Source organism: Streptomyces sp. NPDC052036 (assembly GCF_040680495.1).
Lineage (GTDB): Bacteria > Actinomycetota > Actinomycetes > Streptomycetales > Streptomycetaceae > Streptomyces.
Genome location: NZ_JBFAWW010000009.1, coordinates 90740 through 116517, shown reverse-complemented (window position 1 = coordinate 116517; position 25778 = coordinate 90740). Strand labels below are relative to the sequence as shown.

The 25778-nt window shown below is 69.8% G+C and carries 20 protein-coding genes; 17 read left to right on the top strand and 3 right to left on the bottom strand.

Going from position 1 to position 25778, the window contains the following annotated elements:
* Window positions 1-672: 672 nt before the first annotated feature.
* The gene (locus tag AB0L95_RS15715) at window positions 673-1476 is read right to left on the bottom strand and encodes a C40 family peptidase (RefSeq protein WP_365162084.1); all 804 of its coding nucleotides are present in this window, start codon (window positions 1474-1476) and stop codon (window positions 673-675) included.
* An 825-nt stretch (window positions 1477-2301) separates the two neighbouring features.
* Between AB0L95_RS15715 and AB0L95_RS15710 the strand changes: the two genes are divergently transcribed.
* The 15 genes from AB0L95_RS15710 to recQ all read left to right on the top strand — a co-directional run bounded on the left by AB0L95_RS15710 (window position 2302) and on the right by recQ (window position 20772).
* On the top strand, window positions 2302-2661 hold the full coding sequence (locus AB0L95_RS15710; RefSeq protein ID WP_003992243.1) for an NADH-quinone oxidoreductase subunit A: 360 nt from the start codon (window positions 2302-2304) through the stop codon (window positions 2659-2661).
* A 13-nt stretch (window positions 2662-2674) separates the two neighbouring features.
* The gene (locus AB0L95_RS15705) at window positions 2675-3229 is read left to right on the top strand and encodes an NADH-quinone oxidoreductase subunit B family protein (protein WP_023547484.1); all 555 of its coding nucleotides are present in this window, start codon (window positions 2675-2677) and stop codon (window positions 3227-3229) included.
* Window positions 3226-4002 (top strand): NADH-quinone oxidoreductase subunit C, encoded by a 777-nt coding sequence (locus AB0L95_RS15700; RefSeq protein ID WP_365162082.1) that lies wholly within the window; start codon window positions 3226-3228, stop codon window positions 4000-4002. The genes AB0L95_RS15705 and AB0L95_RS15700 overlap by 4 nt, the downstream gene beginning before the upstream one ends.
* Window positions 3999-5330, top strand: coding sequence for an NADH-quinone oxidoreductase subunit D (locus AB0L95_RS15695; protein ID WP_365162081.1), 1332 nt, complete (start codon window positions 3999-4001; stop codon window positions 5328-5330). Before AB0L95_RS15700 ends, AB0L95_RS15695 begins: the two co-directional genes overlap by 4 nt.
* Entirely contained in the window at window positions 5327-6250 is a 924-nt protein-coding gene (nuoE, locus tag AB0L95_RS15690; protein WP_365162079.1) for an NADH-quinone oxidoreductase subunit NuoE, read from the top strand. The genes AB0L95_RS15695 and nuoE overlap by 4 nt, the downstream gene beginning before the upstream one ends.
* A gap of 2 nt (window positions 6251-6252) precedes the next feature.
* A complete protein-coding gene (gene nuoF / locus AB0L95_RS15685; protein WP_365162077.1) occupies window positions 6253-7602 on the top strand; it encodes an NADH-quinone oxidoreductase subunit NuoF in 1350 nt (449 codons plus the stop codon).
* The gene (locus tag AB0L95_RS15680; protein ID WP_365162075.1) at window positions 7599-10103 is read left to right on the top strand and encodes an NADH-quinone oxidoreductase subunit G; all 2505 of its coding nucleotides are present in this window, start codon (window positions 7599-7601) and stop codon (window positions 10101-10103) included. The genes nuoF and AB0L95_RS15680 overlap by 4 nt, the downstream gene beginning before the upstream one ends.
* Window positions 10100-11464, top strand: coding sequence for an NADH-quinone oxidoreductase subunit NuoH (nuoH, locus tag AB0L95_RS15675; RefSeq protein ID WP_365162074.1), 1365 nt, complete (start codon window positions 10100-10102; stop codon window positions 11462-11464). Before AB0L95_RS15680 ends, nuoH begins: the two co-directional genes overlap by 4 nt.
* A complete protein-coding gene (gene nuoI / locus AB0L95_RS15670) occupies window positions 11457-12095 on the top strand; it encodes an NADH-quinone oxidoreductase subunit NuoI (protein WP_365162072.1) in 639 nt (212 codons plus the stop codon). Before nuoH ends, nuoI begins: the two co-directional genes overlap by 8 nt.
* The gene (locus AB0L95_RS15665) at window positions 12092-12937 is read left to right on the top strand and encodes an NADH-quinone oxidoreductase subunit J (RefSeq protein WP_365162070.1); all 846 of its coding nucleotides are present in this window, start codon (window positions 12092-12094) and stop codon (window positions 12935-12937) included. The genes nuoI and AB0L95_RS15665 overlap by 4 nt, the downstream gene beginning before the upstream one ends.
* Complete coding sequence (nuoK, locus tag AB0L95_RS15660; RefSeq protein ID WP_023547474.1) at window positions 12934-13233, top strand: NADH-quinone oxidoreductase subunit NuoK; 300 nt, start codon at window positions 12934-12936, stop codon at window positions 13231-13233. Before AB0L95_RS15665 ends, nuoK begins: the two co-directional genes overlap by 4 nt.
* A 15-nt stretch (window positions 13234-13248) precedes the next feature.
* The gene (gene nuoL, locus AB0L95_RS15655) at window positions 13249-15144 is read left to right on the top strand and encodes an NADH-quinone oxidoreductase subunit L (protein WP_365162068.1); all 1896 of its coding nucleotides are present in this window, start codon (window positions 13249-13251) and stop codon (window positions 15142-15144) included.
* Between the two features lie 5 nt (window positions 15145-15149).
* Window positions 15150-16721: an NADH-quinone oxidoreductase subunit M gene (locus tag AB0L95_RS15650; protein ID WP_365162066.1), complete on the top strand. Its 1572-nt coding sequence runs from the start codon at window positions 15150-15152 to the stop codon at window positions 16719-16721.
* The gene (nuoN, locus tag AB0L95_RS15645) at window positions 16718-18367 is read left to right on the top strand and encodes an NADH-quinone oxidoreductase subunit NuoN (RefSeq protein WP_365162065.1); all 1650 of its coding nucleotides are present in this window, start codon (window positions 16718-16720) and stop codon (window positions 18365-18367) included. The genes AB0L95_RS15650 and nuoN overlap by 4 nt, the downstream gene beginning before the upstream one ends.
* Window positions 18368-18777: 410 nt before the next feature.
* Window positions 18778-20772 (top strand): DNA helicase RecQ, encoded by a 1995-nt coding sequence (gene recQ, locus AB0L95_RS15640; protein WP_365162262.1) that lies wholly within the window; start codon window positions 18778-18780, stop codon window positions 20770-20772.
* A gap of 281 nt (window positions 20773-21053) precedes the next feature.
* On the opposite strand, the gene fahA is transcribed toward recQ, so the two are convergent.
* A complete protein-coding gene (fahA, locus tag AB0L95_RS15635) occupies window positions 21054-22268 on the bottom strand; it encodes a fumarylacetoacetase (protein ID WP_365162063.1) in 1215 nt (404 codons plus the stop codon).
* Between the two features lie 222 nt (window positions 22269-22490).
* Here fahA and AB0L95_RS15630 point away from each other — a divergent pair, with 222 nt between their 5' ends.
* Together AB0L95_RS15630 and AB0L95_RS15625 are read left to right on the top strand one after the other, a co-directional pair.
* The gene (locus tag AB0L95_RS15630; protein WP_365162062.1) at window positions 22491-23753 is read left to right on the top strand and encodes an ATP-grasp domain-containing protein; all 1263 of its coding nucleotides are present in this window, start codon (window positions 22491-22493) and stop codon (window positions 23751-23753) included.
* An 84-nt stretch (window positions 23754-23837) separates the two neighbouring features.
* Window positions 23838-25040: an FAD-dependent oxidoreductase gene (locus AB0L95_RS15625; RefSeq protein WP_365162060.1), complete on the top strand. Its 1203-nt coding sequence runs from the start codon at window positions 23838-23840 to the stop codon at window positions 25038-25040.
* A 201-nt stretch (window positions 25041-25241) separates the two neighbouring features.
* Here AB0L95_RS15625 and AB0L95_RS15620 read toward each other — a convergent pair whose 3' ends face one another.
* Complete coding sequence (locus AB0L95_RS15620; protein ID WP_365162058.1) at window positions 25242-25625, bottom strand: DUF664 domain-containing protein; 384 nt, start codon at window positions 25623-25625, stop codon at window positions 25242-25244.
* Window positions 25626-25778 lie beyond the last annotated feature (153 nt).

The window sequence follows — 25778 nt, the reverse complement described above, 5'->3', positions numbered from 1 at the left end:
CGGGGTTCGGTGGGGCGTGGGTCCGGCGGGGCGTGGGTTCGGCGCTCGTGGCCCGATGCTCGTGGGGGCGGCGCTCGTGGGGGCATGGGGGGCTTGTGCACGGGCGTGAGCGTTCCCGGGGGTGCCGGACGGCCCGGGGGCGGTGAGCGCCCCCGGCGGGGCGTGAGGGCGCGAGCAGTCGGCGCGTTCCCGGCCCCGGGCCCTGAGGATGGGCGTGCTCCTACGGGGCGCCCAGCTCGGCCGCCTTGGCCGCGCGCCGTGCGAACACCGCAGGCGCGGGCGAAGCGCACCGTCCACCGGAGTCCGTATCGCCGGCCAACCGCCGCGCACAGCAGCCACGGCAGCCCGCCGAGCCGCAGGGCTTCGGGGGGTCGGCGCGTGGTCCGGAGGGCGGGAGCCACCCGCCCCACACTCCGCCCCGCCGGGGCCCGTCCCGTCGCCGTCGGCACGCGGGTGTTCCCTTTGGGTGAATTCCGCCCGGACCAACGGGCGGCGCTCGCGGGCGCTGTGGGCGCGCCGGGGCAGCCCTCGGCGAGATACCCCGTGCGTCCCTCGGTGGGAGCGTCAGGGCAACCGCAAGGGCCGCCGTGCCCGGTGGCAGCGGCGGCCCTCAGTCCGTGGCGCCGGTGACGCGCGTACGCGTCATGACGCCCGTACGGGTCGTGGTGCGGGTCAGAGCATCCTGACCGCGCCGGTCGGCGGGTCGTACGACAGCGGCTTCTCCACGACACCGCTGGAGGGGTTCTGCGCGCCGACGAACATGCCGTCGCCGACGTACACCGCCACGTGGTACGCGCTGCCCGCGCCGCCCCAGTAGAGGATGTCGCCCGGCTGCAGGTTGCTCAGCGAGACCTGGGTGCCGGCGGTCGACTGGTCCTGCGACACGCGCGGCAGGCTGACGCCGATCTGCTTGAACGCGGTCTGCACGAGGCCCGAGCAGTCCCACGAGTTCGGGCCGGTGCTGCCCATGACGTACGAGTCGCCGATCTGCGCCTTGACGAAGGCGACGACCGCGGCGGCGGACCCGGTGGCCGTGGACGTGCTGGTCGAGGTCGCGCCGGACGCGGCGGCCAGGACGGTCCGCTCGGCGCTGCGCGAGGCGGCGGCTGCCGTCTTGCGCTCGGCCTCGGCCTTCCGCTGAGCCTCCGCTTCCTTCTTCTTGGCCTCCGCCAGGTCTGCCTTGGCCTGCTTTGCGGCATTTGCGGCGGCTGCGTCGCGCTCGGCCTGAAGCTGGTAGTCGGCGGCGGCCTGCTGGGTGGCTTCCGCGGACTGCGCGACCTGCGTGGCCATGTCGGCGGTCAGGGTGGGCAGTTCAAGGGTCTGCGTCACGGGCTCGGCGGCGTTCGCCGAGGCCGACGCGCCGGCAACGGCCAGCGTGCCGAGGACGCCACCCGCAACTCCGGCCCGCATCGCGATCGTCGACGCGCTGCGGTTGCGGGGCTTCCGGTGGCTGCGTATGTGAGCGGTGTGGGACATGAGTACAACGGGTATCAGGGGCTCCTCCATACCTTCAAGAAACGTGTGGTGCGCCACAGTTGTTCAATCGATCCCCAAAACCCCGGGCGCGCCACTCCTTATTGACGCCGTAACGGGCATTGCGGACACCAGTGATCAAGCCTGTGATCACGGGTTTTCTTCGTTACGTCCGGATTGCGCTGCGCTTATCACCGGTCACGGCACATGGCCAAGCCCGCTTATTTCGATCTCACACAGATGTGGCGCAGGTCACGGAACGGTCACCGGTGGGGCGGCGTCTCGCGCACGAAGGACACCTCTCGTTCCCTGTGAACGCGCAGACCTTCACGCTTGATCACATCTGCCCCCGCTTGTGAACGTGTGCACGTGTCCACATTCCTCCCCGCCCCTCACTCCCGGGTGTGAACGCGCTCCCTTATCAAGCGATCCGGTCCGGCGCGAATTTGCCTCGCAGGGGTGATCCTTGATAGTGCAAGACGCCGTCGACCAGCGAAGGCAGGCGAAAATGTCACCTCTTGGTGATCACTCGACTGCTTCGCGTATGAAGGTCACCGCTCATCCGACTTCATGATCCTTCGCCAGGTGGTGGAGATCACAAAGTACGTGGTGACCCCCGTGTCGCAGATCACATACCGCCGGGCATAAGATGCGGGGCAGTTGGGCTTGTGACCTGCTTCACATGTCCGCGATCTTCGCCGGGGCGGGCGGGGCTCGTGGGCCCTGTGAGGCCGGTGTGAGTCCAGCGCAACCTCCCCCAAGGTCTCGGCTCCGCTCGACCAGGGGGGACCCCATGCAGTCAATGCCGACTGAGAGGAGCGAGGAGCGGTGAACGCGTATGCGCCCATCCTCGTACTGGGAGCCCTCGGGGCAGGCTTTGCGATCTTCTCCGTGGTCATGGCCACGCTGATCGGGCCGAAGCGGTACAACCGCGCCAAGCTCGAGGCCTACGAGTGCGGCATCGAGCCGACCCCCACGCCGGCCGGCGGCGGGCGCTTCCCCATCAAGTACTACCTGACGGCGATGCTCTTCATCGTCTTCGACATCGAGATCGTCTTCCTCTACCCCTGGGCCGTCACCTTCGACGCCCTGGGGATCTTCGGGCTCGTGGAGATGCTGCTCTTCGTGCTCACCGTCTTCGTCGCGTACGCGTACGTATGGCGGCGCGGCGGCCTGGAATGGGACTGAGGGGCCTTTAGTCATGGGACTCGAAGAAAAGCTGCCGAGCGGTTTCCTGCTGACGACCGTCGAGCAGGCCGCGGGCTGGGTGCGCAAGGCGTCGGTCTTTCCCGCCACGTTCGGCCTGGCCTGCTGTGCCATCGAGATGATGACCACCGGCGCCGGCCGCTACGACCTGGCGCGCTTCGGCATGGAGGTATTCCGGGGCTCGCCCCGGCAGGCGGACCTGATGATCGTCGCCGGCCGGGTCAGCCAGAAGATGGCGCCGGTCCTGCGGCAGGTCTACGACCAGATGCCGAACCCCAAGTGGGTGATCTCCATGGGGGTCTGCGCCTCCTCGGGCGGCATGTTCAACAACTACGCGATCGTGCAGGGCGTCGACCACATCGTCCCCGTCGACATCTATCTGCCGGGCTGTCCGCCGCGGCCGGAGATGCTGATGGACGCGATCCTCAAGCTCCACCACAAGATCCAGACCTCGAAGCTCGGCGTCAACGCCGAGGAGGCGGCCCGTGAGGCGGAGGAAGCGGCCCTCAAGGCCCTCCCGACGATCGAGATGAAGGGGCTGCTGCGATGAGCGACGCGAAGAGCAACGGCGCGGACACGCACCGCAACGGCGCGAACGGCAACGGCGTCAACCCCGAGAAGGATCTCGGCACCGCCAACCTCCCGGGCATGCGCGGCGACCACGGCGAGGAGATCCGCGTCCAGCGCGGCATGTTCGGCGCCAACAACGGCGGCGACACCTCTGGCTACGGCGGCCTGGTCCGTCCCGTCCGCCTCCCCGGCGCCGCCACCCGCCCCTACGGCGGCTGGTTCGACGAGGTGGCCGACGAACTGGAGGGCGCCCTGGAGGAACAGGGACTCGTCCCCGAGAACGCCATCGAGAAGACCGTCGTCGACCGCGGCGAGCTGACCTTCCACATCGAACGCGAGTACCTCGTCGCCGTCGCCCAGACCCTCCGCGACGACCCGGCGCTCCGCTTCGAACTGTGCACCGGCGTCAGCGGGGTGCACTACCCCGGCGACAAGGGCCGTGAACTGCACGCCGTCTACCACCTGCGGTCGATCACCCACAACCGGCTGCTCCGCCTGGAGGTCAGCGCCCCCGACGCCGACCCGCACATCCCGTCGCTCGTCCCCGTCTATCCCACGAACGACTGGCACGAGCGCGAGACGTACGACTTCTTCGGTCTGATCTTCGACGGCCACCCGGCGCTGACGCGGATCATGATGCCCGACGACTGGCAGGGCTTCCCGCAGCGCAAGGACTATCCCCTCGGCGGCATCCCCGTCGAGTACAAGGGCGCCCAGATCCCGGCTCCGGACCAGCGGAGGTCGTACTCATGAGCACGCAGACTCCGTCCTCCGCCTCCTCGCGCGAGACGACCGAGGGCACCGTCTACACGGTCACCGGCGGCGACTGGGACGAGGTCGTCCAGTCCGCCACCCGCGCCGACGACGAACGCCTCATCGTCAACATGGGTCCCCAGCACCCGTCCACGCACGGGGTGCTGAGGCTCATCCTGGAGATCGACGGCGAGACCGTCACCGAGGCCCGCTGCGGCATCGGCTATCTCCACACCGGTATCGAGAAGAACCTCGAGTACCGCACGTGGACCCAGGGCACCACGTTCGTGACGCGCATGGACTATCTGACGCCGTTCTTCAACGAGACGGCGTACTGCCTCGCGGTCGAGAAGCTGCTCGGCATCGAGGGCCAGATCCCGGACCGCGCCACGATCCTGCGCGTGCTCCTGATGGAGCTGAACCGGCTGTCCTCCCACCTGGTGTGCATCGCCACCGGAGGCATGGAACTCGGCGCGACCACCATCATGATCTACGGCTTCCGCGACCGGGAGATGATCCTCGACATCTTCGAGCTGATCACCGGCCTGCGGATGAACCACGCCTACGTCCGCCCCGGCGGACTCGCCCAGGACCTGCCGCCGGGCGCCGTGGACCAGATCCGCGAGTTCGTGAAGAAGATGAAGAAGAACCTCCCGGAGTACGACAAGCTCGCCACCGGGAACCCCATCTTCAAGGCCCGGATGCAGGACGTCGGCTACCTGGACCTGGCCGGCTGCATGGCCCTCGGCGCCACCGGCCCGATCCTGCGCTCCGCCGGCCTGCCGCACGACCTGCGCAAGGCGCAGCCCTACTGCGGCTACGAGACCTACGACTTCGAGGTCCCGACCGCCGACACCTGTGACGCCTACGGCCGCTTCCTCGTCCGCCTGGAGGAGATGCGACAGTCGCTCGGGATCATCGAGCAGTGCCTGGACCGGCTGGCGCCCGGCCCGGTCATGGTCGCCGACAAGAAGATCGCCTGGCCCGCCCAGCTCGCCCTGGGACCGGACGGGCTCGGCAACTCCCTCGATCACATCAAGAAGATCATGGGCACCTCCATGGAGGCCCTGATCCACCACTTCAAGCTGGTGACCGAGGGCTTCCGCGTCCCGCCGGGACAGGCGTACGCGGCGGTCGAGTCGCCCAAGGGCGAACTCGGCGTGCACGTCGTGTCCGACGGCGGCACCCGCCCCTACCGGGTCCACTTCCGCGACCCGTCCTTCACCAACCTGCAGGCCATGGCGGCGATGTGCGAGGGCGGCCAGGTCGCCGACGTGATCGTCGCCGTCGCGTCCATCGACCCCGTGATGGGAGGCGTCGACCGGTGACCACCAGTTCTTCGGAGCGCGGCGTCAGTCTGGGCATGCCCGAGCTGCCCGCGCCCGCATATCCGGACGACGTCCGAGCGCGCCTGGAACAGGACGCGCGCGTGATCATCGACCGCTATCCGGACTCGCGCTCCGCCCTCCTGCCGTTGCTGCATCTCGTGCAGTCGGAGGAGGGACACGTCACCCGCACCGGGATGCGCTTCTGCGCGGACATGCTCGGCCTGACCACGGCCGAGGTCTCCGCGGTCGCGACCTTCTACACCATGTACCGGCGGGGTCCCTCCGGTGACTACCAGGTCGGCGTCTGCACCAACACCCTGTGCGCGGTGATGGGCGGCGACGCGATCTTCTCCGCCCTGCAGGAGCACCTGGACGTCGGCAACGGCGGGACGACCGCCGACGGCAAGGTGACCCTGGAGCACATCGAGTGCAACGCGGCCTGCGACTTCGCGCCGGTGGTGATGGTCAACTGGGAGTTCTTCGACAACCAGACCCCCGAGAGCGCCAAGCGCCTGGTCGACGACCTGCGGGCGGGCCGGCAGGTCGACCCCACCCGCGGTGCCCCCGTGTGCACCTTCAAGGAGACCGCGCGGATGCTGGCCGGCTTCCCCGACGAGCGGGACGGGGCCGTCGAGGCGACCGGCAGCGCGGGCCCGGCCTCCCTGGTCGGGCTGCGGCTGGCCAAGGGGGAGACCGCCGCCGCGCGCGTGGTGCACCCGCGGGACGGCGGGCCGCACGACGAGGCGCCGGAGGAGACGGGCGCGCATGAGCCGTCACCGGCCGAACACCTCAGTTCGCACGACGCGCCGCAGGACACGTCGGCCTCCGACCCCGCCCACCCGTCGCGCGCCACTGGCCGTGACGGAGGGGCATCGCCCCACACCACTGATTCCGCTGGGCCCGTCGACGAGGAGGGGTAGTGATGACTTTGGCACCCCAGATCAACGAGACCAGCCCTGAGAAGCTGCTGGCACCCGTGCTGTCGGCCTTCTGGGACGAGGAGAAGTCCTGGACGCTGGACGTCTACCAGCGGCACGAGGGATACGAGGGGCTCCGCAAGGCGCTCGCCATGTCGCCCGACGACGTGATCGCGTACGTCAAGGACTCCGGGCTGCGCGGCCGGGGCGGCGCGGGATTCCCGACGGGAATGAAGTGGCAGTTCATTCCCCAGGGTGATGGCAAGCCTCACTATCTAGTTGTCAACGCCGACGAATCGGAGCCCGGGACCTGCAAGGACATCCCGCTCCTCTTCGCGAACCCGCACAGCCTCATCGAGGGCATCGTCATCGCGTGTTACGCCATCAGGTCGTCGCATGCCTTCATCTATCTGCGGGGTGAAGTCGTCCCCGTACTACGGCGGTTGCACTCCGCCGTACGCGAGGCGTACGCGGCGGGCTATCTCGGCGAGAACATCCTCGGCAGCGGACTCGACCTCGAACTCACCGTGCACGCGGGCGCGGGCGCGTACATCTGCGGTGAGGAGACCGCACTGCTCGACTCGCTCGAAGGCCGCCGTGGTCAACCGCGGCTTCGGCCCCCCTTCCCTGCCGTCGCGGGCTTGTATGCGTGCCCGACTGTTGTGAACAACGTCGAGTCGATCGCGTCGGTTCCCGCGATCCTCCACCGGGGCAAGGAATGGTTCCGGTCGATGGGCAGCGAGAAGTCCCCCGGCTTCACGCTGTACTCGCTCAGCGGCCATGTCGCGAGCCCCGGCCAGTACGAGGCCCCGCTCGGCATCACGCTCCGTCAGCTCCTCGACATGAGCGGCGGCATGCGGGCCGGCCACCGGCTGAAGTTCTGGACGCCCGGCGGCTCCTCGACACCGATGTTCACCGACGAGCACCTCGACGTCCCGCTGGACTACGAGGGCGTGGGCGCCGCCGGTTCCATGCTCGGCACCAAGGCCCTGCAATGCTTCGACGAGACGACGTGCGTGGTGCGGGCCGTCACCCGCTGGACCGAGTTCTACGCCCATGAGTCCTGCGGCAAGTGCACGCCCTGCCGCGAGGGCACGTACTGGCTCGTGCAGCTGCTGCGGGACATCGAGGCCGGCAAGGGCGCCATGGCCGATCTCGACAAGCTCGCCGACATCGCCGACAACATCAACGGCAAGTCCTTCTGCGCCCTCGGCGACGGCGCCGCCTCGCCGATCTTTTCCTCCCTCCAGTACTTCCGCGAGGAGTACGAGGAGCACATCACGGGCCGGGGCTGCCCCTTCGACCCGGCCAAATCCACAGCCTGGGCGGACAAGCCCGCGGAGGTGACCGCATGACTGTGACCACCGGCGCTCCCTCAGGAGGGGGGCAGGCGGCGGTCCCGCCGGAGGACCTCGTCACGCTGACGATCGACGGCATCGAGATCAGCGTGCCCAAGGGCACCCTGGTCATCCGCGCCGCCGAACAGCTCGGCATCGAGATCCCTCGCTTCTGCGACCACCCCCTTCTGGACCCGGCCGGCGCCTGCCGCCAGTGCATCGTCGAGGTCGAGGGCCAGCGCAAGCCCATGGCGTCCTGCACGATCACCTGTACGGACGGGATGGTCGTGAAGACTCATCTCACCTCGCCCGTCGCCGAGAAGGCCCAGAAGGGTGTGATGGAGCTCCTGCTCATCAACCACCCGCTGGACTGCCCCGTCTGCGACAAGGGCGGCGAGTGCCCGCTGCAGAACCAGGCCATGTCGCACGGCAACGCCGAGTCCCGCTTCGAGGGCAGGAAACGCACCTACGAGAAGCCCGTCGCGATCTCCACACAGGTGCTGCTCGACCGCGAGCGGTGCGTGCTGTGCGCCCGCTGCACCCGGTTCTCCAACCAGATCGCGGGCGACCCGATGATCGAGCTGCTGGAGCGGGGCGCGCTCCAGCAGGTCGGCACCGGCGAGGGCGACCCCTTCGAGTCCTACTTCTCCGGCAACACCATCCAGATCTGCCCGGTCGGCGCCCTCACCTCGGCGGCGTACCGGTTCCGCTCCCGCCCCTTCGACCTCGTGTCGTCGCCGTCGGTGTGCGAACACTGCTCCGGCGGCTGCGCGACGCGCACCGACCACCGGCGCGGCAAGGTCATGCGCCGCCTCGCGGCCGACGACCGCGAGGTCAACGAGGAGTGGATCTGCGACAAGGGACGCTTCGCGTTCCGCTACGCGCAGCTGACCGACCGGCTGACCACTCCGCTGGTGCGGGGCGAGTCCGGGGAGCTGGAGGCCGCCTCCTGGCCCCAGGCGCTGCGGGCCGCCGCCGAGGGTCTGCTCGCCGCGCGGGGCCGGGCCGGTGTGCTGACCGGCGGCCGGCTCACCGTCGAGGACGCCTACGCGTACAGCAAGTTCGCGCGCGTGGCCCTCGACACCAACGACATCGACTTCCGCGCGCGCGTGCACAGCGGCGAGGAGGCCGACTTCCTGGCGGCCAGGGTCGCCGGACGCGGCCGTGACCTCGACGGCACGGGTGTCACGTACACCGCGCTGGAGAAAGCACCCGCCGTCCTGCTCGTCGGGTTCGAGGCCGAGGAGGAGGCGCCCGGCGTCTTCCTGCGGCTGCGCAAGGCCTGGCGGGGCCACGGCCAGCAGGTGTTCGCCCTTGCCACGCACGCCACCCGGGGCCTGGAGAAGGCCGGCGGCGTCCTGCTGCCCGCCGCGCCCGGCACCGAGACCGAGTGGCTGGACGCGCTGGCCGGGCGGGTCGGCCTGGAAGAGGACGGTGTACGGGCCGCCGAGGCCCTGCGCACCGAGGGCGCGGTGATCGTCGTCGGCGAGCGGCTCGCCGACGTGGCGGGCGGACTCACCGCCGCCGTACGGACCGCGGCCGCCACCGGCGCCCAGCTGGTGTGGATCCCGCGCCGGGCCGGGGAACGGGGCGCGGTCGAGGTGGGCGCACTGCCCACGCTGCTCCCGGGCGGCCGTCCGGCCACCGATCCGCGCGCGCGGGACGAGGTCGCCGCCGCCTGGGGCGTCGCCGAACTCCCGCAGCGCTACGGCCGGGACACGGGCCAGATCGTCGAGGCCGCGGTCACCGGCGAACTGCGGGCCCTGCTGGTCGCCGGTGTCGAGGTCGCCGATCTGCCCCATCCGGCACGCGCGCGTGAGGCCCTCTCCTCGGTGGGTTTCCTGGTGTCGCTGGAACAGCGGCCCAGCGAGGTCACCGCACACGCCGACGTGGTGCTGCCGGTCGCGGCGGTCGCCGAGAAGGCCGGCACCTTCCTCAACTGGGAGGGCAGGGCCCGCTTCTTCGAGGCGGCACTCAAGCCCGACCAGATGACCCGGTCCCTGGCGCCCACCGACGCGCGCGTGCTCCACATGCTCGCCGACGCCATGGACGTCCATCTGGGGCTGCCCGATCTGCGGACCGTGCGGACGGAGCTGGACCGACTCGGCCCCTGGGACGGACTACGGGCCGCCAACCCCCTGGAGATCGGCGGCCAACTGCCCCGGCCGGCCGCCGGAGAGGCGGTGCTCGCCGGTCACCGGCTGCTGCTCGACCAGGGACGGCTCCAGGACGGCGACGAGGCGCTCGCCGGCACCCGCCACGCGGCACGCGTGCGGGTGTCGGCCGCCACCGCCGCCGAGTCAGGCGTCAAGGACGGCGACCTGCTGGCGGTGAGCGGCCCGGCAGGGACCGTGGAACTCCCGCTGCAGATCACCGAGATGCCGGACCGGGTGGTCTGGCTCCCGCTGAACTCCACCGGCGGGGGCGTCGCCTCCGACACCGGTGCGCTGCCCGGCAACCTCGTCCGCATCGGCCCGGCGGCGCCCGCCGCCGGGGCCCCCAAGGAGGTGGAGGCATGAGCCCGTACCTCGCCGCTGAAGACCTCTCCATGTTCGGCCGCGACCCCTGGTGGCTGATCGCGATCAAGGCGGTCTTCTGCTTCGCCTTCCTGATGGTGACCGTGCTGTTCTCCATCGTCTGGGAGCGCAAGGTCGTCGCCTGGATGCAGCTGCGGATCGGCCCGAACCGGCACGGCCCCTGGGGCATGCTCCAGTCGCTCGCCGACGGCGTGAAGCTGATGCTGAAGGAAGACGTCATCGTCAAGCGCGCCGACAAGGTGGTCTACGTCCTCGCGCCGATCGTCGCGGCCATCCCGGCCTTCATGGCGATCGCGGTGATCCCCTTCGGACCCGCAGGCAACGAGATCTCGATCTTCGGTCACCGGACCGCGATGCAGCTCACCGACCTGCCGATCGCGATGCTCTACATCCTCGCGGTCGCCTCGGTCGGCATCTACGGCATCGTTCTCGCCGGCTGGAGCTCCGGATCGACCTATCCGCTGCTCGGCGGTCTGCGCTCCTGCGCGCAGATGATCTCGTACGAGATCGCCATGGGGGCCGCCTTCGCCTCCGTGTTCCTCTACTCCGGGTCGATGTCGACGTCGAGGATCGTCGAGCAGCAGCACGACCGCTGGTTCATCCTGCTGCTGCCGGTCTCGTTCATCATCTACATCGTCACGATGATCGGCGAGACCAACCGCGCCCCCTTCGACATGCCGGAGTCCGAGGGCGACCTGGTCGGCGGCTTCAACACCGAGTACTCGTCGATCAAGTTCGCGTTGTTCATGCTCGCCGAGTACGTGAACATGGTGACGGTCTCGGCCGTGTCGACCACGCTCTTCCTGGGCGGCTGGCGAGCGCCGTGGCCGATCAGCGGCTTCTGGGCGGGCGCCAACCACGGCTGGTGGCCGTTGCTCTGGTTCGTCGTCAAGGTCCAGCTGCTGCTGTTCTTCTTCATCTGGCTGCGCGGCACGCTCCCGCGCGTCCGCTACGACCAGCTGATGAAGCTCGGCTGGAAGGTCCTCATCCCGGTCTCCGTGGTCTGGCTGATGCTCGTCGCGACCGTGCGGGCGCTGCGCAACGAACACTACGGATTCGCCGATATCGCCCTCTATGTCGCGGGCGGTGTCCTCACGCTGTTGGTGCTGTCGTTCCTCGTCGACATGTTCCGCGAGAAGGCCAAGGAGCCCGAGCGGCCCTCGCCGGGGCCCGCCGCCTTCGACCCGATGGCGGGTGGCTTCCCCGTACCGCCGCTGCCGGGACAGACGCTGCCGCCGGTGCCCAGGCGCCGCTCGCGCCGGGAGCGGGAGCTGATTGTCAGTGGTGGGTCGGACACTGTCAGTGACGGATCTACGGATGGAAAGGAGGCGTCCGATGGCTGAGGAGCCCAAGGAGGCCGGGCAGACGAAGCCCGGCTTCCAGAACCCCGTCGCCGGCTTCGGCGTGACCTTCAGGGCCATGTTCAAGAAGCGGCTGACCGAGCAGTACCCGGAGCAGAAGAAGACCACGGCTCCGCGGTTCCACGGACGGCACCAGCTCAACCGCCATCCGGACGGCCTGGAGAAGTGCGTCGGCTGCGAGCTGTGCGCCTGGGCCTGCCCCGCCGACGCGATCTACGTGGAGGGCGCGGACAACACGGACGAGGAGCGCTACTCCCCGGGCGAGCGGTACGGGCAGGTGTACCAGATCAACTACGCCCGCTGCATCCTGTGCGGTCTGTGCATCGAGGCATGCCCCACGCGCGCGCTCACGATGACGAACGAGTTCGAGCTGGCGGACTCCAGCCGCGCCAACCTGATCTACACCAAGGAGCAGCTGCTCGCCGGCCTGGAAGAGGGCATGGTCGACACCCCCCATGCCATCTACCCGGGGACGGACGAGCAGGACTACTACCGGGGCCTGGTGACGGAGGCCGCGCCCGGCACGGTGCGCCAGGTCGCCGTCTCCAAAGGTGAAGAGCCGCAATTTGCAGGCCCTTCGAGCGGGGCCGAGGAACAGGAGGCGGACGCATGAGTGCGCAACTCGCCGCCGCTTACACCACCTCCACCGGTGAGGCCTTCCAGTTCTGGGTCCTCGGCACGACCGCGGTGATCGGCGCCCTGTGCACCGTCTTCATGAGGAAGGCCGTGCACAGCGCCCTCTGCCTGGCCGGCACGATGATCGTCCTGGCGGTGTTCTACCTCGCCAACGGCGCGTACTTCCTGGGCGTCGTGCAGATCGTGGTCTACACCGGCGCGATCATGATGTTGTTCCTGTTCGTGGTGATGCTGGTCGGTGTCACCGCGGCGGACTCCCTGAAGGAGACCATCAAGGGCCAGCGCTGGCTGGCCCTTCTGTGCGGGGTCGGCTTCGGCGTCCTGCTGCTCGCGGGCATCGCCAACGCGTCCCTGAAGGACTTCACAGGCCTGGGCAAGGCGAACGCGAACGGCAATGTGGAGGGCCTCGCGGCCCTCATCTTCACCAAGTACGTGTTCGCCTTCGAGATCACCGGGGCCCTGCTCATCACGGCCGCGGTCGGTGCCATGGTCCTCACCCACCGGGAGCGCACGGAGCGGGCCAGAACCCAGCGCGAGCTGTCCGAGCAGCGGGTACGGGAGGGCAAGCACGTTCCACCGCTGCCGGCGCCCGGCGTCTACGCCCGGCACAACGCGGTGGACATCGCGGGTCTTCTCCCGGACGGCACCCCGTCCGAGCTCACCGTCAGCAAGACGCTCCGGGACCGCGGTCAGATCCGTGACGTGTCCGACGAGGCGATCGGCGATCTGAAGGCATTGGAACAGCGCACCGCCGAGCGCCTGGAGCGGGACGAGGACGAGCGGCCGGCGCTCAAGAGGACCGAGGAGGCGTCGAAGTGAACCCGGTCAACTACCTGTATCTCGCCGCTCTGCTGTTCACGATCGGCGCCACCGGCGTGCTGATCCGGCGGAACGCGATCGTGGTGTTCATGTGCATCGAGCTGATGCTCAACGCCTGCAACCTCGCGTTCGTCACCTTCTCCCGGATGCACGGCAATCTCGACGGCCAGATCATCGCCTTCTTCACGATGGTCGTCGCCGCCGCGGAGGTCGTGGTCGGGCTCGCGATCATCGTGTCGCTGTTCCGTACCCGCCACTCGGCCTCGGTCGACGACGCCAGCCTGATGAAGCTGTAAGGGGTCGGAAGAATCGTGGAGAACCTGATTGCGCTGCTGATCGCGGCGCCCCTGCTCGGAGCGGCCGTCCTGCTGTGCGGCGGCCGGAGGCTGGACGCGGTCGGCCACTGGATCGGTACGGTGCTCGCCGCCCTCTCCTTCGTGTTCGGCGTGCTCCTCTTCGCCGACATGCTGGGGAAGGCGGCCGACCACCGGACCGTGACGCAGCACCTGTTCAGCTGGATCCCGGTGGCCGGCTTCCAGGCCGACGTCACCTTCCGGCTCGACCAGCTGTCGGTGACGTTCGTCCTGCTGATCACCGGTGTCGGCTCGCTCATCCATCTGTACTCGGTCGGGTACATGGAGCACGACGAGCGCCGGCGCCGCTTCTTCGGCTATCTGAACCTGTTCCTCGCGGCGATGCTGCTGCTCGTCCTCGCCGACAACTACCTGCTGCTGTACGTCGGCTGGGAAGGCGTCGGTCTCGCCTCCTATCTGCTGATCGGCTTCTGGCAGCACAAGCCCAGTGCGGCGACCGCGGCGAAGAAGGCGTTCCTCGTCAACCGCGTCGGCGACATGGGCCTGTCGATCGCGATCATGCTGATGTTCACGACGTTCGGGACCTTCGCCTTCGGGCCGGTCTTCGCGGATGTGCACGGGGCGAGCGAGGGCAAGCTCACCGCCGTCGGCCTGATGCTGCTGCTCGCCGCGTGCGGCAAGTCCGCCCAGGTGCCGCTGCAGTCCTGGCTCGGCGACGCGATGGAAGGCCCGACCCCGGTCTCGGCCCTCATCCACGCCGCGACCATGGTGACCGCGGGCGTGTATCTGATCGTACGCTCCGGAGCGATCTTCAATGCCGCGCCGGACGCGCAACTGGCCGTCACCGTGGTCGGCGCCGTCACGCTCCTGTTCGGTGCGATCGTCGGTTGCGCAAAGGACGACATCAAGAAGGCGCTCGCCGGTTCGACGATGTCGCAGATCGGCTACATGGTGCTCGCCGCCGGCCTCGGCCCCATCGGCTATGTCTTCGCGATCATGCACCTGGTGACACACGGCTTCTTCAAGGCCGGGCTGTTCCTCGGCGCCGGCTCGGTCATGCACGGCATGAACGACGAGGTCGACATGCGCAGGTACGGCGGCCTCAGGAAGTACATGCCGGTCACGTTCGTCACCTTCGGCCTCGGCTATCTCGCCATCATCGGCTTCCCGGGCCTGTCCGGCTTCTTCTCCAAGGACAAGATCATCGAGGCGGCGTTCGCCAAGGGCGGCACCGAGGGCTGGATCCTCGGCGGCGCGGCCCTGCTGGGCGCGGCCATCACGGCGTACTACATGACCCGCGTGATGATCATGACGTTCTTCGGCGAGAAGCGCTGGCAGCCGGATGAGCACGGAAACGAGCCGCATCCGCACGAGTCGCCCAAGGTCATGACGATCCCGATGATCGTGCTGGCCTTCGGGTCGGTGTTCGCGGGCGGCCTCTTCTCGGTCGGCGACCGCTTCCTGCACTGGCTGGAGCCGGTCACCGGGCACTCGGAGGGCCACTCGCCGGTCAGCGCCCTGACGGTGACCGCCGCCACCCTGGTGCTGCTGCTGGTGGGCGTCGGCATCGCCTACGTCCAGTACGGCCGTCGCCCGGTCCCGGCTGTCGCCCCGCGCGGGTCGCTGCTCACCCGGGCCGCCCGGCGCGACCTGCTCCAGGACGACTTCAACCATGTCGTCCTCGTCCGCGGTGGAGAGCACCTCACCCGCTCCCTGGTGTACGTGGACCACACCCTGGTCGACGGCGTCGTCAACGGCACGGCCGCCTCGGTCGGCGGCCTGTCCGGCAGGCTCCGCCGACTCCAGAACGGCTACGCGCGCTCGTACGCGGTCTCGATGTTCGGCGGTGCGGCGATGCTCGTCGCCCTGACCCTGCTGATGAGGGCGGTCTGATAGCGATGTCCTTTCCCCTGCTGACAGCGACGGCGGTGCTCCCGGCCGTGGGGGCGATCGCCACGGCAGCGGTCCCCGCCGCCCGGCGCACCACCGCCAAGTGGCTGGCGCTGGTCGTCTCACTCGCCACGCTCGCGCTCGCCGCGGTGATCGGGTTCCGTTTCGAGCCGGGCGGCGCCCGCTACCAGTTCACCGAATCGCACGCCTGGATCAAGGACTTCGGGGTGCGGTACGAGCTGGGCGTGGACGGCATCGCGGTGGCGCTCATCGCGCTGACCGCACTGCTGATCCCGTTCGTGATCCTGGCGGGCTGGCACGACGCCGACCCGATGGAGACCGGAAGCCGCCGCTGGCGGCCGACGCAGGGCTTCTTCGCCCTGATCCTGGCCGTCGAGGCGATGGTGATCCTCTCCTTCGAGGCCACCGATGTCTTCCTCTTCTACATCTTCTTCGAAGCCATGCTCATCCCGATGTACTTCCTCATTGGCGGCTTCGGGGACCACGCCCACGAGCACGGCGAGCAGACGGCGTCCACGCAACGCTCGTACGCCGCCGTGAAGTTCCTCCTCTACAACCTCGTCGGCGGCCTGATCATGCTGGCCGCGGTGATCGGTCTCTATGTGCAGGCGGGGAACTTCTCGCTCCCGGAGATCGTGCAGGCCCGGGCCAACGGCTCGCTGCACATGGCGACCAGCACCGAACGCTGGCTGTTCCTCGGCTTCTTCTTCGCCTTCGCGGTGAAGGCGCCGCTGTGGCCGCTGCACACCTGGCTGCCCAACGCCATGGGGGAGGCCACCGCCCCGGTCGCCGTTCTGATCACGGCGGTCGTCGACAAGGTCGGCACGTTCGCGATGCTCCGCTTCTGCCTCCAGCTGTTCCCGGAGGCGAGCAAGTGGGCCACGCCCGTGATCCTCGTCCTGGCGGTGATCAGCATCATCTACGGGGCGCTGCTCGCGGTCGGCCAGCGGGACATCAAGCGGCTGGTGGCGTACGCCTCGATCTCGCACTTCGGCTTCATCGTCCTGGGCATCTTCGCGATGACCAGCCAGGGCCAGTCCGGCGCGACGCTCTACATGGTGAACCACGGGATCTCGACCGCTGCCCTGATGCTGGTGGCGGGCTTCCTGATCTCGCGTCGCGGCTCGCGTCTGATCGCGGACTACGGAGGCGTCCAGAAGGTCGCGCCGGTGCTCGCCGGCACCTTCCTGATCGGCGGTCTGGCCACCCTGTCCCTGCCGGGACTCGCGCCCTTCGTGAGTGAGTTCCTGGTCCTGGTCGGCACCTTCACGCGCCATCCGGCGATCGGGATCATCGCCACCTTCGGCATCGTCCTCGCCGCGCTCTACACCCTGGTCCTCTACCAGCGGACGATGACGGGCCCGGTGAAGCCGGAGGTCGCCGCGATGCCGGATCTGCGGGTGCGGGAGCTGCTCGTCGTCGCGCCGCTGATCGTCCTGCTGATCTTCCTCGGCGTCTATCCGAAGCCCGTCGCCGACATCGTGAACCCGGCGGTCAAACAGACCATGTCCGACGTACACCAGACCGATCCCAAGCCCGAGGTGGAGGCGGCCAAATGAGCACAGCAGCCGTCCACAGCCTGTGGACAACCGCGGCCGACCCGATCTCGAAGATCCCGGCACCGAAGATCGAGTACGGGCAATTGTCGCCCACGTTGATCGTCATCGGCGCGGCACTCATCGGAGTGCTGATCGAGGCGTTCGTCCCGCGCCGATCCCGCTACTACGCACAGGTGTTCGTCTCGGTCGTCGCGCTCGCCGCCGCGTTCGCCGCGGTCGTGGCGCTCGCGGCCGACGGCTACGGCACCACCAAGGCACACATCGCGGCGATGGGAGCCATCGCGGTCGACGGACCGTCCCTGTTCCTGCAGGGCACGATCCTGCTGGCCGGCCTGCTCGGCGTCTTCACCTTCGCCGAGCGGCGCCTCGACCCCGCCGCGCACGGCAACCGGGTCGACTCGTTCGCCGCGCAGGCCGCGTCCGTACCGGGCAGCGAGGGCGAGAAGGCCGCCGTGAAGGCCGGCTTCACGACCACCGAGGCCTTCCCGCTGCTGCTGTTCGCGGTCGGCGGCATGCTCGTCTTCCCTTCGGCCAACGACCTGCTGACCCTCTTCGTGGCCCTGGAAGTCTTCTCCCTGCCGCTGTACCTGCTGTGCGCCCTGGCCCGCCGCAAGCGGCTCATGTCGCAGGAGGCCGCGGTCAAGTACTTCCTGCTCGGCGCGTTCGCCTCCGCGTTCACCCTGTTCGGCATCGCACTGCTGTACGGGTACGCGGGCTCGGTGTCGTACGCGACGATCGCCCACGTCGTCGACGGCACGGTCACGAACGTCGACCCGGCGCTCGCGAACACCATGGGCAACGACGCGCTCCTGCTGGTCGGTGCCGCGCTGATCGTGATGGGCCTGCTGTTCAAGGTGGCCGCGGTGCCGTTCCACATGTGGACACCGGACGTCTACCAGGGCGCGCCGACCCCGGTGACCGGCTTCATGGCAGCGGCGACGAAGGTGGCGGCGTTCGGTGCGCTGCTGCGGCTGCTGTACGTCGTCCTGCCGGGCATGCGCTGGGACTGGCGGCCGGTGATGTGGGCGGTCGCGATCGTCACCATGCTGGGTGGCGCGATCGTCGCGATCACCCAGACCGACATCAAGCGGCTGCTGGCGTACTCGTCGATCGCGCACGCGGGGTTCATCCTTGCGGGTGTCATCGCGACGACCCCCGACGGTGTCTCCTCGGTCCTCTTCTACCTGGCCGCGTACTCGTTCGTGACGATCGGCGCCTTCGCCGTCGTGACGCTGGTCCGCGACGCGGGCGGCGAGGCGACGCACCTGTCCAAGTGGGCGGGGCTCGGGCGCAGGTCGCCGCTGGTGGCGGCCGTGTTCGCGGTGTTCCTGCTGGCCTTCGCGGGCATCCCGCTGACCTCCGGCTTCGCCGGGAAGTTCGCCGTGTTCAAGGCGGCCGCGGAGGGCGGGGCGATCCCGCTGGTCGTGATCGGTGTGATCTCGTCGGCGATCGCGGCGTTCTTCTACATCCGGGTGATCGTCCTGATGTTCTTCAGCGAACCGCGTCCCGAGGGCCCCACGGTCGCGGTCCCCTCGCCGCTGACCATGACGGCGATCGGGGTGGGCGTCGCGGTCACCCTGGTGCTGGGTGTGGCGCCCCAGTACTTCCTGGATCTGGCGAGCCAGGCGGGCATCTTCGTGCGCTGAGGAGTCCCCGCCGCACACGACGGCCCGGTGCCCGCTCGGGGGGTGCCGGGCCGTTCTGCGCCCGGTCCTACCGGTTCGGTGCACGGCGCGCTGTGACCCGGGTGAGGTCCAGGTCCAGATCCAGGTCCACGGAGAACGGGACGTCCGCCTTCATACGCTCCCGGAAGATCCCGCCTTCGGTGCGCCGCTCATCAGCGCTCCCATGGGACGGAGTCTCGCCGGGCCATTCGGACCATCGGGCGCAAACATGCAGATATACCCGCAAACGTGTGAACAACTGTCGTGTCCCTGACCCAGAGCAGACAGGGGAGCCTGTGGATAACTCCGAGGCTGTCGGCGCGGCCCCCTATCGTGGATGGCGTGGTCGAGGGACGACACACGGGGGACGGGCGATGGACGGGACGACTGTGATGACGGAGGCGGGCGTGATGCCGGCGCCGAGTGACGGGAGCGAGGCGAGGGCCACGCTGCACCGGATCTTCGGGTACGAGAGCTTCCGCGGCGAGCAGGAAGCGATCATCGAGCATGTGGTGGCCGGCGGCGACGCCGTGGTCCTCATGCCGACCGGCGGCGGCAAGTCGCTGTGCTACCAGATCCCGGCCCTGGTCAGACCCGGCACCGGCGTGGTGGTCTCACCGCTGATCGCACTGATGCAGGACCAGGTGGACGCGCTGCGGGCGCTCGGCGTGCGGGCCGGGTTCGTCAACTCCACGCAGGACTTCGACGAGCGGCGCGTGGTGGAGGCGGAGTTCCTGGCCGGCGAGCTGGACCTGCTCTATCTGGCCCCGGAGCGGCTGCGCCTGGAGTCCACCCGCGATCTGCTCTCGCGCGGCAAGATCTCGGTGTTCGCCATCGACGAGGCGCACTGCGTGTCCCAGTGGGGCCACGACTTCCGCCCCGACTATCTGTCCCTGTCCCTGCTCGGCGAGCGCTGGCCGGAGGTCCCCCGGATCGCGCTCACGGCGACGGCGACACACGCCACGCACGAGGAGATCACCCAGCGGCTGAACATGCCGGCGGCCCGCCACTTCGTCGCGAGCTTCGACCGGCCCAACATCCAGTACCGGATCGTCCCGAAGGCCGACCCCAAGAAGCAGCTGCTGTCGTTCCTGCGCGAGGAGCACGCGGGCGAGGCGGGCATCGTCTACTGCCTCTCACGCAATTCGGTGGAGAAGACGGCGGAGTTCCTGACCCGCAACGGCATCGACGCGGTGCCCTACCACGCGGGCCTGGACGCGGGCATGCGAGCGGCGCACCAGTCCCGGTTCCTGCGCGAGGACGGCCTGGTCGTGGTCGCGACCATCGCGTTCGGGATGGGCATCGACAAGCCGGATGTGCGGTTCGTCGCGCATCTGGACCTGCCGAAGTCGGTCGAGGGCTACTACCAGGAGACCGGCCGGGCGGGCCGCGATGGCCTGCCGTCCACGGCCTGGATGGTGTACGGGCTGAACGACGTCATACAGCAGCGCAAGCTCATCCAGTCCGGAGAAGGCGACGAGGCCTTCCGCCGCCGGGCCCAGGCGCACCTGGACGCGATGCTGGCGCTGTGCGAGACCGCCCGGTGCCGCCGTGGCCAGCTGCTGGCCTACTTCGGCCAGGACCCGGACGCGGGGGGCGGCTGCGGCAACTGCGACACGTGTCTGACACCGCCGGAGACCTGGGACGGGACGGTCGCGGCACAGAAGGTGCTGTCCACGGTCTGGCGGCTGGACCGGGAGCGGCGGCAGAAGTTCGGCGCGGTGCAGATCGTGGACATCCTGCTGGGGCGGCGCACGGCCAAGGTCATCCAGTTCGATCACGATCAGCTGTCGGTCTTCGGTATCGGCGAGGAGCTGACCGAGGCCGAATGGCGGGGTGTCGTCCGGCAGTTGCTGGCCCAGGGCCTGCTCGCGGTCGAGGGCGAGTACGGGACGCTGGTGCTGACCGAGCCGAGCGGGTCGGTGCTGCGGCGGGAGCGCGAGGTGCCGCTGCGCAAGGAGCCCGCGCGGCCCGCGACTGCCCGTTCCTCGTCGCCGAAGGGCGAACGCAGACCGAAGGTCGCCGCCGAGCTGCCGCCGGAACTGCTGCCGGTCTTCGAGGCGTTGCGCACCTGGCGCGCGGCCCAGGCGAAGGAACAGGGCGTCCCGGCATATGTGATCTTCCACGACGCGACGCTCCGGGAGATCGCCATCGCCGGTCCCACGACGGTGGCGGAGCTGGGGACCATCGGCGGTGTCGGCGAGAAGAAGCTGGCCACCTATGGCGAGGGAGTGCTCGGAGTGCTGGCAGCGCTGGACGGACCGGTCGCGGGCGGCGCGGCCCCGGCGACCGAGGCGGCCCGGACGGACGGCGGGGCACCGGCCGACGACTGGCCGGACGCGGAGCCCGACCTGGAGCCGGAGCCCGAACCCGACGACTGGATGTGAGCGAGGGGACGGGCTGCGGGACGGGATGGCGACCCGCGCCCCTGAGCTGAGGCCAGGCCGGTCGCCGGGCTGGATCCGCCCCTGCGGGCCGTGAGGGGCGCACAGGGCCGGAGCCGGGCGCCGTCGGCGCGGGTGCTCGTACGTCCGCACCGACGGCCCGTGAGCCCCTGATCGGGATGCCGTGGGGGCCGGCCGGGGGTGGGGGGACGGCTCAAGGCGTTGTTGGGGTTGGGGGGAGGGGCGGGGGCGGGGGCGGGGGCGGGGGGAGGCCCCCGGGTGGCTCAGGCGCCGGGTACCACCCGGCCCGTCACCTCCCCGAGCCCCAGCCGGGTGCCGTGCGGTCCCGGGGCCCAGGCGGTCATGGTGACCACGTCCCCGTCTTCCAGGAACGCTCGTTTGCCGTCCGGGAGTTCGAGCGGGTCGCGCCCGTTCCAGGTCAGTTCGAGCAGGGAGCCGCGCTCGTGCTCGGTCGGGCCGCTCACGGTGCCCGAGCCGTAGAGGTCGCCCGTTCGCAGCGACGCGCCGTTCACCGTCATGTGCGCCAGTTGCTGGGCCGCCGTCCAGTACATGGTCGAGAACGGCGGTTTGGAGACCACATGGCCGTTGATCGCGACGGAGATGCGCAGGTCGTAGCCCCCGGGTTCCTCGTGCGCGTCGTCCAGGTACGGCAGCAGCGGGTGCGTGCGCCCGGGGGGCGCCACCCGCGCGTCCTCCAGGGCGTCCAGAGGAGTGATCCAGGCAGAGACGGAAGTGGCGAACGACTTGCCGAGGAAGGGGCCGAGCGGCACGTACTCCCAGGCCTGGATGTCCCGCGCCGACCAGTCGTTGAGGAGGCAGAGCCCGAACACATGGTCGCGGAAGGCCGACAGCGGCACGGGCCGGCCGAGCTGCGACGGCACGCCCACCACGAATCCCACCTCCGCCTCGATATCCAGGCGGACCGAGGGGCCGAAGGCCGGTGCCGGGTCCGTGGGCGCCTTGCGCTGTCCCTGGGGGCGTACGACGTCCGTTCCGGACACCACGACGGTGCCCGCCCGGCCGTGGTAACCGATCGGCAGGTGCTTCCAGTTGGGGGTCAGGGAGTCCGCCGCGTCCGGGCGGAAGATCTGGCCGACGTTGCGGGCGTGGTTCTCGGAGGCGTAGAAGTCGACGTAGTCCGCGACCTCGAAGGGCAGGTGCAGGGTCACCTCGGAGAGCGGGAGCATCAGGGGCTCGATGGTCTCGCGGTGCGCGGGAACCGTCACCCACGCCGTCAGCGCCCGGCGCACGTCCGACCAGGCGGTGCGGCCGGCGGCCAGCAGGGGGCTCAGCGAGGGCCCGGACAAAAGGGAGGCGTACGGGGAGCCGAGCGCCCGTGCGGCGGCGCCCGCGTCGAGCACGTGGTCGCCCAGACGGACGCCGACCCTCCGCTCCACGGAGCCGACCGACGAGAACACGCCGTAGGGGAGGTTGTGCGGACCGAAGGGGTCGCCCTCGGGGACGTCGAAGGGGGGCATGGGATGCTGCCTCGCTTTCGTGCACGTCAGGTGTGTCGTGCATGGGGGTGCGTTCCATGTGGTCGTCGCACACGTTACGGGTGAGTTCCCTGTCTTGGGCAGTGTCTAAAGAGTTCGCAATGTCCGAATAGGCCTTGTCGGAGCGTCCAATTCCGGCTTAGCGTCCTTTGGGGACACGGACGGGGTGGGTCCGGTCCATAGGGGGGACACGTGGGGGGACCCGTGGCCAGGAGCACCGGCGCGCCGTTCGACGCGGACCGTGAGGTGCCGGGGCTCATCGTGAAATTCGGCGACTATCCACTGCACCACGGCGGCGTGGGTGCCGTCCGCAGCCTGGGCCGGCTGGGCATACCGATGTACGCGATCACCGAGGACCGTTACACGCCGGCCGCGGTCTCCCGCTATCTGCGGCGAGCCTTCGTGTGGCCGACCACCGGGACGGAGGAACCGGAGCGGCTCGTCGAGGGCCTGCTGCGCATCGGGCGCCGCATCGGACGGCCGACCGTGCTCATTCCCACCGACGAGGAGGCCGCCGTCCTGATCGCCGAGCATCAGGACGTGCTCGGCGGCCCCTTTCTCTTCCCGAAAGTGGATGCCAAACTTCCGCGCCGCCTCGCCAGCAAGCAGGGCCTGCACGAGCTGTGCGTGGAACACGGCATTCCGAGCCCGCAGGCGGCCTTCCCGCAGTCGTACGACGACATCGTGCGGTTCGCCGAGAAGGCCCGCTTCCCGCTCGTGGCCAAGAACCGCGAGGCGTTCGTGCGCCGTGAACGGCCCGCCGTGAACGGGACGACCAGGATCACCACTCCCGAGGGGCTGATCACGCTGGCCCGCGACTGGGGCGAGCGCCCGGGCGTGATCCTCCAGGAGTATCTGCCGAGGGAGGAGGCCGAGGACTGGATCGTGCACGCGTACTTCGGCCAGGACTCCGCCCCGCTCGCCCTGTTCACCGGCGTCAAGGTCCGCTCCTGGCCGCCGCACGCGGGCATGACGGCGAATGCGTACGTCGTCGACAACCCGGAACTCGCGGACCTCGCGGCACGTTTCATCAAGCAGATCGGCTTCACCGGCATCGTCGATCTGGACCTGCGCTTCGACCGCCGCGACGGCCGGTACAAACTGCTCGACTTCAACCCACGCATGGGCGCCCAGTTCCGCCTCTTCGAGAACGAGGCGGGGGTGGACGTAGTCCGCGCCATGCACCTGGACCTGACCGGCCGTACGGTCCCGGAGGGGGAACAGCGCGCCGGTCACCGGTACGTCGTGGAGAACATCGACCTGGCGGCCCTGATGGCCTACCGGCGCAGCGGCTACACCACGCCGCACGCGCCGGCCCGCGCCAGCGGCACGGAGCTGGCCTGGTTCGCGGGTGACGACCCGCGACCGTTCTTCACGATGCTTGCACGCTTCGTACGGCCGGGCGCGAAGCATCTGTATCAGCTGTGGCGGACCAACCGCCGCGGATCCACCGCCAGTACGCGTTAGCGCGTACGGATCACCGCACCAGCACGCCCTGGTGCGTACGGCTCCACCGCGAAGTAGGCACGTCGCGTCCTGGGGAGGGACTTCGTGATTCAACCGGTAGCAGTCATCGGTGCCGGGCCGTTCGGCCTGTCCACCGCCGCCCATCTGCGGGCACGCGGTATCCCGGTACGCGTCTTCGGCGAGCCCATGGTGAGCTGGCGCGACCACATGCCCGAGGGCATGCTTTTGAAGTCGACCCCGGTCGCCTCGAACATCGACGCCCCCCAGAGCGGCCACACCCTGGTCGACTACTGCGACGCGGCGGGCATCCCCCGGCTGGTGACCGACGAGGACATCATCCCGGTCGAGACGTTCATCGGCTACGGCGAGTGGTTCCAGGAGAAGCTGGTGCCCGAGCTGGAGCGGGTCCGGGTCGTCTCCGTGGACCGTCGGCCGGGCGGCGGTTTCGATCTGAAGCTGGACTCGGGCGAGCAGTTCGCGGCGCGGGCGGTCGTGGTGGCCACCGGTCTGTCGGGCCTCGCTCACCTCCCGCCGGAACTGGCCGCCGCCGCGGCGGACGGCCCCACCCCCACGGGACCGGTGTCCCACAGCTCCCAGCACCACGACCTGACCCGGTTCTCCGGCAAGGAGTTGCTGGTCATCGGCGCGGGGCAGTCCGCCCTGGAGACGGCCGCGCTCGCGGCCGAGGCGGGCGCTCGGGTGCGGGTGATCTCGCGGGGCGAGGGCAAGGTGGCCTTCGGTGCGCCCCCCTGGGAGCAGCCGAGGCTCCGCCCCGAATCACCCTTCGGGCGTGCCTGGTCCCTGTGGGCGTTGAGCTACTACCCGCACCCCTACCGGTTCCTGCCGGACCAGACCCGTCATTACCTGGTGCGCCGGGTCCTCGGCCCGCTCGGCGCGTGGTGGCTGCGGGAGCGCTTCCAGAGCAAGGTGCAGGTGCGTGAGGTCGCCCGGGTGGTCGGCGCCTCCGCGCCGGACGGCAGCCCCGTTCTGTCGATCCGGACGCACGCGGGCAGTACGGAGGAGCTCGCCGCGGACCATGTGATCGCCGCCACCGGCTACCGCGTGGACATTGCGGCGATGGACTTCCTGGGCCACGAGTTGCGCACGCAGCTGGGGGTGAGCCGGGGGGCGCCGAGGCTCGGCGCGGGGTATGTGTCCTCCGTGCCGGGTCTGTACTTCACGGGCCTGCCCGCGGCGTCCTCGTACGGGCCGGTGATGCGCTTCGTGTGCGGCACGGAGTTCGCCTCTCCCCGGCTCGCGAAACATCTGGCGTCGGCGCACGGCTGAGGGCGCGGGGCGGAGCCGGGGACAGACGGACGACGGGCTGGGGCTGTGGCATCGTCACGCCCCGGCGCGTCGGTGGGGTGAGCCCAGCCGTCGCAGGCGGCCGGTTCGTCGGTGAGGCGGGCCGGTTCGTCGATCCCGGTGGCGTGCCCGGTCACAGCACCGGCTGATCCGGCGCACCGCGGGGGTCATCTCCGACGCCGCTCACTGCGGCGGGTCCTCTCCGACCCGGCCGTCGATGGACTCGCGGAGGAGATCGGCGTGGCCCACGTGGCGCGCGTACTCCTCGATGAGGTCGATCAGGACGCGTCGCAGACCGGGCGTCCGGTCGGCGGGCCGGCTGCCCGCGGCCGGGCGGTCCAGGCCACCGCCCTCCAAGGCCTCCGCGAGCAGCGCGCGGGAACGCGCCACCGTCTGCCGCCACAGCGCGTACGACTGCTCGGGGGAGTCCTGCGCGGCGGAGCGCCACTCCCGGTCCGGGTCGGCCTCCAGGTCCACCGCGTCCCAGGGCGGTCCAAGTTCGCGCCCGAACATGCGGCGGGAGAAGGAGTCCTCCTCCCCCAGGGCCAGGTGTGTCGGTCTCGTCACCCGCGGCCGGCGGTTCCAGGAGCACCGGTTCGTCATATGGGGTCATGCCGCGCAGGCCGCGGCCCGGTCAAGGGCGGTGGGGCGGGTTCTGCCCGCGTCGCGTCCCGTCGCCACCGCCGGCGGGCCCGAGCGGTACGCGGCGGAACAACTGGT

What these genes read in the sequence shown, in the direction of transcription:
- fahA (WP_365162063.1), bottom strand. Translation starts at nt 22,268, where the DNA reads ATGCCCCCCTTCGACGTCCCCGAGGGCGACCCCTTCGGTCCGCACAAC.
- AB0L95_RS15700 (WP_365162082.1), top strand. Translation starts at nt 3,226, where the DNA reads ATGAGCGACGCGAAGAGCAACGGCGCGGACACGCACCGCAACGGCGCG.
- nuoH (WP_365162074.1), top strand. Translation starts at nt 10,100, where the DNA reads ATGAGCCCGTACCTCGCCGCTGAAGACCTCTCCATGTTCGGCCGCGAC.
- nuoI (WP_365162072.1), top strand. Translation starts at nt 11,457, where the DNA reads ATGGCTGAGGAGCCCAAGGAGGCCGGGCAGACGAAGCCCGGCTTCCAG.
- recQ (WP_365162262.1), top strand. Translation starts at nt 18,778, where the DNA reads ATGACGGAGGCGGGCGTGATGCCGGCGCCGAGTGACGGGAGCGAGGCG.
- nuoF (WP_365162077.1), top strand. Translation starts at nt 6,253, where the DNA reads ATGACTTTGGCACCCCAGATCAACGAGACCAGCCCTGAGAAGCTGCTG.
- AB0L95_RS15705 (WP_023547484.1), top strand. Translation starts at nt 2,675, where the DNA reads ATGGGACTCGAAGAAAAGCTGCCGAGCGGTTTCCTGCTGACGACCGTC.
- AB0L95_RS15695 (WP_365162081.1), top strand. Translation starts at nt 3,999, where the DNA reads ATGAGCACGCAGACTCCGTCCTCCGCCTCCTCGCGCGAGACGACCGAG.
- nuoN (WP_365162065.1), top strand. Translation starts at nt 16,718, where the DNA reads ATGAGCACAGCAGCCGTCCACAGCCTGTGGACAACCGCGGCCGACCCG.
- AB0L95_RS15665 (WP_365162070.1), top strand. Translation starts at nt 12,092, where the DNA reads ATGAGTGCGCAACTCGCCGCCGCTTACACCACCTCCACCGGTGAGGCC.
- AB0L95_RS15680 (WP_365162075.1), top strand. Translation starts at nt 7,599, where the DNA reads ATGACTGTGACCACCGGCGCTCCCTCAGGAGGGGGGCAGGCGGCGGTC.
- AB0L95_RS15650 (WP_365162066.1), top strand. Translation starts at nt 15,150, where the DNA reads ATGTCCTTTCCCCTGCTGACAGCGACGGCGGTGCTCCCGGCCGTGGGG.
- AB0L95_RS15715 (WP_365162084.1), bottom strand. Translation starts at nt 1,476, where the DNA reads ATGTCCCACACCGCTCACATACGCAGCCACCGGAAGCCCCGCAACCGC.